The sequence below is a fragment of the Succinivibrio dextrinosolvens genome (assembly GCF_900116345.1).
In the GTDB taxonomy this organism is placed as follows: Bacteria; Pseudomonadota; Gammaproteobacteria; order Enterobacterales; family Succinivibrionaceae; genus Succinivibrio; species Succinivibrio dextrinosolvens_B.
The window spans coordinates 1-12,665 of record NZ_FPAH01000060.1 but is presented as its reverse complement, the minus strand read 5'-3'; the positions used below and the strand labels follow the sequence as shown (position 1 = coordinate 12,665).

Here is a 12,665-nt window from a genome sequence, read left to right as displayed (position 1 = left end):
AAACAGTCTTGCCCAGTACTGACTTGCTGAGCAGGATTCCATAAAAATTAAACATGGTCCCTGTTTCAAAATATGATCAACGAATTTTGAACGTTGTACCTTAACATTTTTCTTTTTTCCCGTCTTCTGATTGACTACCAGTACCTGGAAAGAATTTTTTGCAGTATCAACAGCAATAATAGTTTCAACATTCTGTGCAACTTTGTTTATAATCATCTTGTGGATCCTCTGGTTGTTTAGTTTATCCCATTGATACTATAGCATTTTTCTGTTACTCAGTATCTCAAGCAGTGGGTCCACACCATTAAAATAATTATAAGTGCCGTTCCAGCCCTTTGTCAGAGCATTTTTATAAAGAAAGTTAGGATAATGCTGTTTATCGGATCTGCCAGCATGAATCCAACTATTGGAAAGATCAGATAGGACTTGAAAGACGATCCGAATTTACCGGTAAGCACCATAAGAGTTGCTACCGAGCTTGAAGGCCCCCCAATACCAAAACCGATTGAAGTTGCAGACAGTACAGCTGCATCATAATCTCTTCCAGTCAGGATGTAGACCATAAAGAAAGCAAAGAACAGCAGAAGGATTAACTGCGCAAGCAGGACAGCAATCTGAACCAGATTTACAAAACTCAGCTGCCAGATGGCAAGGCTCATAAAATCCATAGCCAGATATAATGACAACCCAAGACCGCCGATATAGTTAAGCTCACTGGTATAGAAATGATAGCGACCGGTTTTAATGCTTAAATTACGCAGAATAATGGCAATCAGCATCGTACCTATGTAATAAGGAACCATCGCTCCGACAATACTGAACAGATCACATAGAGCAACCCCCAGACCAACCACAAAGAGCATCTGATAGGTTGCTTTGGCAAGCTTGGCAGAAAAAGGAAGATTTGCATCCTTATCAGCATTCTTCTCTACATAAATCTCCTCATAGGCAGGCTTTAACTTATACTTTAAGATGAGATGACGACCTAAAGGACCTCCAATAAGACCTGAGATAATAATACCCAGAGTACAGATGCCAAAGGACATATTCTGACCATTTGCAAGTCTTAAATCCTCAAGAAAATCACCAAACTCCTCAGTAATACCAGAACCTCCTGTCATGGAAATAGAACCGACAGTAAAAGTAGTCAGCGGGTCAAGGTTAAATATGGAGGAAAGGGAAAGACACAGACAATTCTGAGCAACTATGAGTAGAATAACCCCAAATAAAAGAATCACAAAGGTTGATATACTGCGTTTTATCAGACTTAAATCAATCTGAAAACCAACTGCAGTAAAAAACAGCACCATACAGAGCTTTTCTATAAACTCACTAGTTACAAATACAATTCCATAGAGATAAAAGCAGAAGTTGACAAGAGCAATAATCAGACCACCGACAACAGGCGACGGAATGCAGTATTCCTCAAGCAGAGGCACCATACGTTTGATGTGCATTCCAAGAAAAAGGACAACCACCGCTAAGCCTGCAGTCTCATACATATTAAGATTTACAATTTCCAGCATTTTCTATCCTTAGTCCTGAGCTGCAACGATATGAACATCAAAAAGAGGAGAAATTTTCTTTATCTCTTTAACCGTTAGGCCTTGTTTTTCATAGAAATCGGCAGCCCTAGGATGGAACAGCAGATTAAGTGAAGGCACGGTGGCATAGCTTAATTTACCAATGTCTATAACCTTTATTTCAGCGTTATTTGAGGTAAGTTCAGGATCAAACATTACCTTCATGAGTTCATCAATTACTTTATCAGAAACGCCATTGTGAGCCTGAAGCAGAATATTGATGTTGATTGCCCCAACAGGTTCCTTCTGACCTGTATACTGATTAGCATCTATAGTGGTTGCAGTAAGTGATTTCTCGTATTTGGTTATGATTCCCAGTCTGTCAGGATTTATGGAAAGGAACTTTACCTTCATAGACTTGCAGAGATCTGATACATGGTCAGATGGAACTTTGTCATACAGGAATAAGGCTTCCGCCCCCTTATTCTTAAAGAAATCTACTGCTTCCTGCGGTGTTTTTACAACAAGTTTTCTGGCAGAACGATTGATACCATGGTCTTTTAAAAGACCAAAAGAAACTGACCTTGCGGCGTAGTCGTAGCTACCTACCACAATAGTTTTCTCAGCAAGATCAGATATATCATCATAAGGAGCATCCTCTCTTACAAGCACGTGAAGAGTCTGATCATAAACACCGGCTACTGTTGAGTTATAAACATTCACTTCATCGCCGTCGTTTATTACATCATAATTCTTCTCATTGATACTGCCTGCAACATAGGCGGGATTGATTTTTGTAACCACAGCAAGAGCTGTATCCAGAGCCGAAGCATTTATCAGAGCAAGATCAAGAATACCGTTGTTCAGAAGTCTTATGGAAGAGGCTGAATCTGCAGTATAAACAGGCTTAAATCTGAAATCTGCACCAGCCTTTTCAAGCTTTTCATTCAGTTTAACCGTATATTTGTAGTAATCACTGTCAGGAGCTCCCACACCAACCCTCAAGGTTTTATCCTCAGAGCAGCCGGCAAGAAACAAACCACAGACAAGCAGTGTCAGTACTCTTTTCATGTAATACTCTCAGACTAATGCTTTACAGCTTAGGAAGAATCCCCTTTCGAGGACCATTAAACGCTACAGACTATAAAGCAGAAGATTTCAGTTCATAAATATTTCCGCTGAAAAATGGAAATACTCAAAAAAGCAACAACTCCTTAAAAATTATAAGAAAACCTGCAAAAGATAGGTAATTTCAAATTGATGGATATCATCTGAGATCACACAAAAATCATGCTAAACGTGACTTAGACTGATAATTATGGAGGATCAGCAGAAAACGAAAAAAAATAAAAAAGCTCCGAACAGGAGCTCTTAAAGCCAAAGGATAAATCCTATATTTCCGGATCTTCGACAGTTGAGCTAAAAAAAATTTGTAAGGCTATGAAAAGCCTATTTTTTTTGCCTAAATATAGTTGACAGAATTATGTAAGCTGAAAATAGACCTTTTTTTCTTATTTCTATATTCTGCTTAACACTTTTTCTTTTTTTTGCAATATTTATGTATCTGTATGTTTTTAGTCTGATTTTTATGTATTGAAATACAATAAAAATCCCAAAAACATATGACAAAGTATAGAATATCATTTTTTATAATGTAGGTGAATTTTAGAATTTTTTAAAGAAATTGTAAATTATGAGATACAGATCATGTAAACATTCATCTATATAAAAGGATATAGAGCTCTCATTATCTAGACAAAATCCTGTTTTTTTCCTCAGCGTCAAAACATAAAACCTATAATTCAAACTAGACATCTGAATTGTCCCTGTGAAGGTGTGTTATGAAAAAAAGCTTCGTAAGATTATCTTTTAAACAATCATTTATTGCTCTGTCTGTCCTGTTTTCGACCTTTGTGCCGTTAACCTCGCATGCCGTGATTCAAAACTCCTTTTCCTATCAGTATGCAATGGATCCAAAGGTTAATGTTCCTATTATGAAGGTCTTTCTGCCTCAAGGATGGAGAATCAATGTAACCTCAGACTGGCAGCGCTGCAGTTCAGCATCAATTGCACTTGGTATCGTAAGTCTAATAAGCCCTGACGGAGCAACAGAGATTGTCTTTACCACACCTGAGGCATATCACTGGAGTACTACAAAATTAACGAAACAGATGGGACATATACCAATTAATAATCAGGGCTGTAATTTTCCAAAGAGAATGTTTAATCTGCCATATAAATCTCCTAAAGAGTATATAAAAATGATTCTACAGGCCTGGGGAATGAGCTCTCAGCAGTCTTTAGCCGTTAATATGTCAAAAGAAGATGCTCTATTTAAAAAGATGCTTAAACCAAAGATGACACAGCAGGCTCAGCTTGGTGTAAACGCAATAGTTCAGAATTCAAGAGGAGTATACGCCAATGGAACTGTCAGTGGAGTGGATGCAAGTGTAGGAGCTTCACAGGAACTTGTGGTTCTTAAAAATGGAGCTCACAGGTACTCTGAGCATATTGTAGCGACCTCAGGTTATTCAACCAGACTTACCGGCAGACAGGTTACAAGACAGCTTCCGCCTTCTATTCAGGATAATACAATCTGGAGGGCTCAGGTCATTTCCTATTATGCTCCTACTGTTGAGGCATTCAATGCCAATTATGATCTGTACAGAATGGTTGTAAATAACTCTCAGTTCATGCCTCAGTGGGGATACCTGTGTGATCATTTTGGCATGAGAATGGCGCTTGCGGTTATGCGTGGCACAGATCTCGGCAGAGCTCAAGCCTCTGCTCAGGCCGCAAAAGAAGCTCTACAGAAGGCAACAGAACAGGAGAAAACCGCAGATCAGTCTCAGATGACTGAAGCCATGTCAGATGTTATATATGAGAGAAATGATTATACCGATCATGAGGGAAATCATTTTAAAGTGAATACCGGCTACGATGTATACAGAGATCAGGACAATAAATATCACATCGTACAGGAAGGACACTCAATGCCTTACAACTACGAGAAATTAAAGCCAAACAGTGCTAAAGACTACTAACCCATTTTCTGCTGTCAGAGTCATATTGTAATTTCAAATGAATCTGACGGCATGATATGGAATGTTTTGCTTTATAAGCTCCTCTCTTGGATTGGTTCATAAAGAAAAAGGTCTAGGTATGTTTGAAATAAAATCCAATAATACTGAGCTTTTATCTTTCAGAGATTTCAATCAGATTCTTGCTAACCTGATAAAACTGTGTCTTTTAACTCTCCTTTCTTTAATCTTTCTTTTGTTTCCAAAAATCAGTCTTGCCTCAGACAGTCACAAAGAATGGACCGTCATGATCTATATGTGCGCTGACAATGATCTTGAGGAGATGGCTTTATATGATTTTCTGGAGATGGAACAGGGTATTACCGATGATATCAATGTAATCGTGCTCATGGATAGAGCCAGAGGTCAGACCAGTCTTTATGGAGATTTTACAGACACGAAACTGTATGAAGTTAAAAAATCTCCTTCAAAAATCGATTACAGCGGTCTTATAACAGGTAATGTAGCTCTACCTAAACAGCTTGAATCAAAGGTAATTATGGAGCTTGGAGAACTTGATATGAGTGATCCATCCAACCTTGTTCATTTTGTAAAAGAGTGCGCAAATCGCTATCCTGCTCAGAGATATGCCTTTATTCCCTGGAATCATGGTGGCGGTTGGAAATCCATGATTATGGATCTGGATGGCGGTAAAGGAGTAAAAGGCAAAGGAGATATGATGGTCTCTGAGTTTGCCTCTGCACTCAGAGAAGCTGTAAATTATCTTCCTAAAAAACGATTTGATGCCATTATTTTTGAAATGTGCCTTATGGGGCAGATGGATGTTCTGTATGAACTCTCTGATCTTGCGGACTATGCCTTTGCAAGCCCGCCTGTAATGCCTGCCGTCGGCATTAACTACGCTGAGGTTCTGCCCTATTTCAATAAAGATATATCAACAAAGGATCTGGTTAATAAGATCGTAACCTCATCTAAGAGTTATCTTGAGGAGAATCATTTACTCGAGTGTGCCTTTAGTGCCTATGATTTAAGTAAAGTAAAAAGTGTAACGGATACAATCTTAAGTCTTAACCGTTACCTTTTAGGACTTGTTGAGCGTGATTATCATGCTTTAACTCAGTCATTAAGCTATGCAACTCACGTTAACAGTATTGAAACTGACGTCTTATACGGAAAACCAGCCTACTGGTCAGTCTCCCTGCCCGACTGGCTTAACCAGCTTGGAAAGATTACAAATATTGATAAATCCTATCTTAATGCGGTTAGAGGAGCTTTAGATGCTCTGATTTTATCCACACAAAGCACCCCAAACGCTAGAGAGCTCGAAGGTGTTGCCGTATATCTGCCAATGCGACGTGAATTTGTTGACACGAGATATCTTACAACCAGATTCGCAAAGGATTCAGGTTTTATCAACTTTTTAGACAATCTGTATCAGGCACAGGAGTTTAAAGGCAACAAACAGCCACGAATTGAAAATATAAAAATCGGCAATGTAAAACTAAAAAAAGGAAGATCTGGCGACTCTGCATACGACTTTGACCTAACAGAAGTCAATACCATAAAACCTTTTGATAAGAGCGTTATTCGCTTTGATGTAACCGGAGAGAATGTCTTATGGACATATCTTTATCAGCTAGAGAAGGTGGCAGAGGGATATAGAATCGACTTTAAACAACTGGTTAGAGATTACTCGCAAAAGAATGTTTCTGATAAAGACGGGTTCTTCTCAAAAACCACACCTCACTATAACAATGGCACTACCTCCATTATGAGAGAGATTACTGCTCAGAAATATGTAATCACCAATGGACAGATAACCGCAGATATCTCCATACAGAATACCTCAACTACAGATTCCTTTAATGACAATATCTCAATTGGCTATGCCAAATATCTTGATCCTGCCTTAAATGGCCAGGAGCTTTTCGTAAAGCTAAAGTTTAACAACCGCACAAGATTATTGACCGGAGCTGAAGTTATATCCGACAGTAATGGTAATTTCTCCGGAACAGCTATTGCTCTTAAACCTGACGGGATATTAAAACCTGCTATAAGTGTTATGGATAAGAAGGGAAATATTACCAATAAGTTTGGAACTCCTTTCAAGCTTGGCAGTGTTTTAGCTTTAACCTTAGGCATGGTTGACAATAATTCTACAATTGTTGAGATGCTTCGCGCTCAGAGTGTTGGTGGAAAAACAGCCATTTCACTTTCAAAACCAGTTAAAGTCGTACAGGATAAAGCACAAATGGCTTTAATTGAGAATACACTCAAAAACGGCTTTACCGGTCTTTTTGGCGATTATGCCCTATTCCAGTATGCAACAACTGCCGATGAAGTCGATATCCTGCCGAACTTTAGAATTTTATCTTTAAAGCAGGACAGAAACTCCAGAGCAATCTTTGAGATGAGAGATTCTAATGGAGAACAGGTTGGACATGGAAGAATTAACTTTATTCTGGCAGGTACTCCACAGCTAACTCTGCATCTGCCTCATTCAAACAGTAAGGTCCCTATGCTGGGTCCTACTATTCAGGGCTATTTCTGTTTCCTCGATGGAACCGGTCCTCAAAGACAGTGGTATCTCGTAGGACTTGGAGATGGCACAAGATCTCTTTTAATTCCTTTAGAACAGCTCAATCCACAGGATCTGCAGGGTCAGTGGCAATCTGCAACCGAGCTGTGGACCTTTAAGGGTAATGAGGTAGAGCTTTATCGTCACAAGGAAAAATTAAAAGCAAAGGGAACATTCAGTGTCACCAACAATCTTATCAAAGCTTTAAATATGCCTTTTGATGAGTACTGTTATTACATTGATAAAGACAATACCCACATGACTCTTATCACAAGGGATGGTCATGCTTCATTCTTAACAAAGGTTAATTCATCATCTGCCATCAAAAAAGAAAACAACACTGACAGAACAGTTTCAGCTTCAGCGGAGGGAGACTATCTTATTGGTAATTATTTAAGCGGCGCTGATACCGGCAATGCGGCATTAACAATTCAGAGAGTAAATAATTCAAAGCAGTTCAGTGCATACATGCAGACCAAGGGACAGGGAAATATCTCCTTTGTTTTTAATCTTAGCCCTGAATACTTTGCTGCTGTTTTCCCAAACGGAGAAAGACAGAACGTGGGGTTCAGATTTAATAACAATACCCTGACTTTATTCTTTAAAAACATGCCACCTATAACTTTTAAAAAGATGTAGGAAGCTTAACCGATTTTCACTATGTTTGACGAGGTTGTACTATGAAAAAGAAAACTCTTGTTGCGGTAATTTCTTTATCACTGTTATCAGTTACCTGTTCAAATGCAGCTGATAATTCTTTAGCTTATACGCAGAATAATACGCAATCTGTCTATGTTCAGAAAATCGGAATAGAGCAGGACCTTCAGGGCTCCTGGTTCGGAACCAATGGCAAAGACTCCATGATGCTGATATTTATGAACAACATGGTTGGTCTGGCACTAAACAATCAGCAGATTTATGGTAATTACACGGTCAATGGCAATCAGCTTAACATGCAGTTTCAGAACGGCAAAAGTTTAAGCTATACCATGAAACTTAATGGTGATGTACTGATTCTGGATAACATCACTTTACACCGACACAATATGCAGCAGCCTCAGAATAATCCTAATAATGGAGGCTGGGGAAATTCTCAGGTTCAGAATGACTCCACTAATACCTACCCTCAACAGTCTACTCCCCAAAGTTCTGGTGGCTGGGGCGGCGGAAACACCAATAACGGAATGCCACAGAATAACGGAGCTCCACAGGGAGGTTCATGGGGAGGAAATGATGTTGCACCTCAGAATAACGGCTATGGAGCAAACGCTCTGACTGGACGCTGGAGCAGTATGACGCCTCAGGGAGAGTTTGCCTTCCAGTTTTCAAACAATCAGTACGTATGTTTTGTCAACAATCAGCAGATTGAAACCGGTACCTATCAGTACGATCCTGCCTCAGGCAACTTTAATTTCAGGATAACCTCCGGACAGGCAGCAGGTTCACAGGGAACCAATCGTATCTTTGTTCAGGGAAATACCATGACTATCCAGTTCCAGAACGGTGGTCAGATGAATTTTCAGAAGAGTTACTAATCTTAATTGAGGTTCTTGGATATGAAAATGAAAGCTATAGCTATTGCCTGCACAGTCTTAAGTCTTTGTGTGTTTGAAAGTACGATTGCAGCTGAGAATACTAATAGCAATCAGTCAACAGCACTTCAGGGCTTGTTTACAAATGATAATTCTCTTTTAAAAATGATGGAGGCCAATCCCTTTGTTGGAGGACAGCAGAATATTCCTCAGCAGGCATATCCGGCTCAAACCAATGAGAATGCTAAAAAGAGAATTAAGGGAACCTGGTCCGCAGGACAGGGAGCCGGCAAGGTTGACGTAACCTTTGATGACAATTATTTTGAAATCAGAGGCAATGGCAAGGTGGTAAAGGGCACCTATGAAATCTCAGAAAGCTCACTTGTCCTTATTTTCCCAAATTCAGAGCGTGCCCCACTATCTTATGAAATTGTAGGTGACCAGTATTTAAAACTAAGTGATGGCTCTGTTTTATTAAAACAGGATCCTCAGGCTCTATGGCCATCACAGACTCAGAATGTAAATCAGCCTGCCCCTCAACAAAATACTAATGAGTGTCGCGGCTGGGGCTGTAGTTCCTCAAATACGGTACCTCCGTCTACTACACAAACACCTGTTCAAACTCAGCCTGCGACAGTCCAGAATCCTCTTATTGGAAAATGGTCAACACAATCCCCTCAGGGAACTATTAGTTTTGTCTTTAACGCTGATGATTATATCTGTACGCTTAATGAGAATATGACCATAGAAACCGGTGTATATCAGTATGATCCTACAACAGGAGTCTTTAATTACAGAGTGACCTCAGGACAGTCAATGGGCGCATCCGGCAGTAACAAAGTAACTATAAACGGAAATCAGCTGATCCTTGTTTATCCAAACGGTTATCAGATGATCTTTTCAAGATAAGAAGAGCTTTTAATTGGAGATTTAGTATGAAATCAGAATTTGCAGTTATAAGTTTATCCGTCTTTTTGGGTTGTACTTCAGTAAATGCAGCCTATGACGACAATGACAGTCATCCTCTGCAGGGATATCAGGAAGCTAAAGGCAATGTTTTAAACAAGATCCCTTATGATACGGCAAATGATAAGAATACCCTGCTGCTCACTGAGTCAGGCTATTACAACACCAGACCAGATCCAAAATACCCAGAAGAGATCTGCATGAACAAGGAAATCTATGTGTGGAATTACAAGGAAGGTCCAATGCCACCTTTACTGACATTTAAACTCTATGATTTTATTCATGACTGTCCAACATCTGCCCGACTGGAATTCAGTAAGGAAATTCCTCAGCTGACTGATCTAGACGGTGATGGGAAAAAAGAAGTCTGGATTGGCTACTACAAAGGCTGCCATGGAGATGTAAGTCCGGATGAATTAAAGGTTTTCATGTATCTTGGAGGAAAGAAACATTCTATAAGAGGCTTAAACCGTATCTATGTTGACGGAGGCTATCTTGGAGGAGATTATAAACTTGATCAGGCCATGAGCAGTGCAGATAAACGTTTTAAGGATTATGGCATCAAACTTTTTAAAAGACTGGCAGATGTAAATAAGTAGGATGTTTAAAGATGCTTTTAAAAAGAATATTACTGCTGGCAGCATCTTCGTTACTGGTCATTTCCTTTTCATCAGTGGCAGATAAGACACAATGTACTTACGATGCAGCCAAATGTAAGGAAGAAAATGGCATTAAGGAATTTGCTCTAAAGAATAAGCTCACTTTTGATGAAGCTAAAGTTGCGATGATGATAGCTACAAAAGATCTTGCTATTCACAACTGCAATCTTCCAAAGGATGAACTTTATGAGAAGTTTAAAGCAAAAATGTTTCTAAATGAGAACCTCAAGAAAGCAAGTCAGAACTACTACTCAGATATCAAATGCATAAATGTTTATTCTATGGAAAACTGGTGTCATGATTACGCTTATGGCGACAGAATTTTTGGTCTGTGGTAGTAGCATTTTTTATGAGTTTAAAATCGGGAGCTTTGTATGAGACCTTGGAACAAAGAACTTTTACTGATAGCTATTGGACTAATGGCAGGAGGTTGTTATGCCGCCGATGATTTTAATGATGTAAAAGGAGTTCCTTTTATTAAAGGAACTGTTATAACCTGCAAGGCTTCTGATTTTAAGGAAACAGTATTTGAGGGAAACAAGAATTACTCAAAATGTACCTTGAACACAAAGGAGATTTTAGAAAAACATAAAATTAAAAATGTTCAGGTTCTGACAGAATATCCTGCGGTTTTATGGGGTTGTTTTTCCATGAATGATTTTGGCGGAGTACCTATTGTAAACAACGAAAATGGACACTATTCCGACTATAATCGTTCCGTAAATTACGACGGTAATTGTGCAGTCATCATAAGAGTGAATTATCAGCACGGAGGAAAGTGTTACCCTCACTTTAATGGAGATGCCTATGAGGTATTTCAGTCAAACCATCTATCAAAGGTAATAGAGGATCCTGACAGCAAGAAAAATAAAATTGAGTTTGTTCCTTGCAGAATGAATGATGTTCAGGTTTTATTTGAGTATGAGTAACGGTTATTGAAGTATTTACAAACTGTTCGTGGAAAATGGACTTCGACACGGAACAGACAAGAAAAAGGGGATATTACAGGCATAAAAAAAGCACCCTAAGGTGCAGTGGCGGTGAGAAGGGGATTCGAACCCCTGATACGCGTTAACGTATACACGCTTTCCAGGCGTGCTCCTTCAGCCTCTCGGACATCTCACCATGTGAACGATGTTATTTTACTTAAAAATCTGTAATTTGCAAGAGCCTAACCTCATCAGATCATCAAAAATATCGGTTAAACAGGCTAAATAGATAAAATTGAATAATAGACTTAACAAGAATAAAAATGGAACTTGTACCTAAGTCTAACTACCCCTGCCCTAACCACTTCACAGGATATAAGTTCTAATGACTTCCCTAGTCCAGGTTTTTCCTCTGGCCCACCTTCGTACTCAAAGATTGAACCTACACCGGTAAGGCCATCAACACCAGGATAAATCACCAGATACAGTTCATCAATAAGACCCTGCTTTAAGAATGAACCATTGATTTTACCGCCACCGCTTAACAGGACTTTTCTTAAGCCAAAATCAGAATAAAGACTGTTTAACGCCCTGCGAAGATCATTACCGTCCTTTCCTGCAAAGGTATAGGATATTTCGCGCTCTCTCAAATAATCAAGATATTCCTGAGAACAGGTATCCTCGCCTAGTATCACCATTAGAGTGGTATTACCAAGATTGTTGTCTTTATAGGCAACAGAGCCTTTAGAGTCAAATACAGCAGTCATCTTGCTGTGAGAGCGGATTCCAAGAAAGGGTTCAGGATTCTCAACCCTGGTATGCGTATCTGAGTGAAACTCATCTGAACAGTGATGTCTTTTTACTGTATTTACGCCTAATACAAAAACATCTGCCCTGATTTTCTTCTGGGTTTCATAATAAACATCCGGATCACCTTCCCCTTTTTCACTATATAGAACAGACCATCTGGACTCATCAATACGTCCGTCGACAGAACTTTCCATAAGACAGATAACACGCTGGGAAGGAGTAGTAACCATTTAAGAAACCTCTACAAGACAATCTTTTATATGATTATACAAGAAAGGACAAAGAACATGAAAACGTCCTCAGATGATGACTTTCATGAAGATTATGAATACAGTTATTATAATTAACAACAGTCTTATATTCATATAAACAAAAAAACATATGTCTACCCATATTATAGGGGCTATGATGCTTTTTATACAGTCATTATATAACTGGATTTGCTCTATGTTGATAGAGTAAAAAGGTATTAATCCACATGGGATCATAAGGCATGTTTTAATCACTTATTCTAGCATGTAAAATTATTTTTCCTTTTCCATTTTTACCTCTTAAATGAATTTGTAGACAAAACTCCTTATTTTCGTTGTTGCAAAATACTTTTAAATTCCGACCTCTCCTTGTCTC

General features: G+C 39.0%; 10 protein-coding genes, 1 tRNA gene and 1 pseudogene. 7 read left to right on the top strand and 5 right to left on the bottom strand.

The window, feature by feature from the left end; translation table 11 throughout:
* The 3 genes and pseudogenes from BM308_RS12265 to BM308_RS12255 all read right to left on the bottom strand — a co-directional run.
* A pseudogene (locus BM308_RS12265) lies at nucleotides 1–216 on the bottom strand (hypothetical protein); the annotation flags it as partial.
* Between the two features lie 122 nt (nucleotides 217–338).
* Entirely contained in the window at nucleotides 339–1,526 is a 1,188-nt protein-coding gene (locus BM308_RS12260) for a sodium/glutamate symporter (RefSeq protein WP_074945577.1), read from the bottom strand.
* Nucleotides 1,527–1,535: 9 nt separating this feature from the next.
* Nucleotides 1,536–2,594: a TAXI family TRAP transporter solute-binding subunit gene (locus BM308_RS12255; RefSeq protein WP_074945575.1), complete on the bottom strand. Its 1,059-nt coding sequence runs from the start codon at nucleotides 2,592–2,594 to the stop codon at nucleotides 1,536–1,538.
* 770 nt (nucleotides 2,595–3,364) lie between these two features.
* Here BM308_RS12255 and BM308_RS12250 point away from each other — a divergent pair.
* The 7 genes from BM308_RS12250 to BM308_RS12220 all read left to right on the top strand — a co-directional run bounded on the left by BM308_RS12250 (nucleotide 3,365) and on the right by BM308_RS12220 (nucleotide 11,228).
* Complete coding sequence (locus BM308_RS12250; RefSeq protein ID WP_074945573.1) at nucleotides 3,365–4,567, top strand: hypothetical protein; 1,203 nt, start codon at nucleotides 3,365–3,367, stop codon at nucleotides 4,565–4,567.
* A 118-nt stretch (nucleotides 4,568–4,685) separates the two neighbouring features.
* Nucleotides 4,686–7,781 carry a clostripain-related cysteine peptidase gene (locus BM308_RS12245; protein ID WP_074945571.1) on the top strand — a complete coding sequence of 1,032 codons (3,096 nt, stop codon included), beginning with the start codon at nucleotides 4,686–4,688 and terminating at the stop codon, nucleotides 7,779–7,781.
* A 41-nt stretch (nucleotides 7,782–7,822) separates the two neighbouring features.
* On the top strand, nucleotides 7,823–8,677 hold the full coding sequence (locus tag BM308_RS12240; RefSeq protein WP_074945569.1) for a hypothetical protein: 855 nt from the start codon (nucleotides 7,823–7,825) through the stop codon (nucleotides 8,675–8,677).
* A 21-nt stretch (nucleotides 8,678–8,698) separates the two neighbouring features.
* Nucleotides 8,699–9,583, top strand: coding sequence for a hypothetical protein (locus BM308_RS12235; RefSeq protein ID WP_074945567.1), 885 nt, complete (start codon nucleotides 8,699–8,701; stop codon nucleotides 9,581–9,583).
* Between the two features lie 26 nt (nucleotides 9,584–9,609).
* Nucleotides 9,610–10,239 (top strand): M949_RS01915 family surface polysaccharide biosynthesis protein, encoded by a 630-nt coding sequence (locus BM308_RS12230; RefSeq protein WP_074945565.1) that lies wholly within the window; start codon nucleotides 9,610–9,612, stop codon nucleotides 10,237–10,239.
* Nucleotides 10,240–10,250: 11 nt separating this feature from the next.
* Nucleotides 10,251–10,637, top strand: coding sequence for a hypothetical protein (locus BM308_RS12225; protein WP_074945563.1), 387 nt, complete (start codon nucleotides 10,251–10,253; stop codon nucleotides 10,635–10,637).
* A gap of 36 nt (nucleotides 10,638–10,673) precedes the next feature.
* On the top strand, nucleotides 10,674–11,228 hold the full coding sequence (locus tag BM308_RS12220) for a hypothetical protein (RefSeq protein WP_074945561.1): 555 nt from the start codon (nucleotides 10,674–10,676) through the stop codon (nucleotides 11,226–11,228).
* Between the two features lie 106 nt (nucleotides 11,229–11,334).
* Here the strand turns inward: BM308_RS12220 and BM308_RS12215 are convergent.
* Together BM308_RS12215 and BM308_RS12210 are read right to left on the bottom strand one after the other, a co-directional pair.
* A tRNA-Ser gene (locus BM308_RS12215) sits at nucleotides 11,335–11,424 on the bottom strand.
* Between the two features lie 112 nt (nucleotides 11,425–11,536).
* Complete coding sequence (locus tag BM308_RS12210) at nucleotides 11,537–12,268, bottom strand: dihydrofolate reductase family protein (RefSeq protein WP_074945559.1); 732 nt, start codon at nucleotides 12,266–12,268, stop codon at nucleotides 11,537–11,539.
* Between the last annotated feature and the right edge of the window lie 397 nt (nucleotides 12,269–12,665).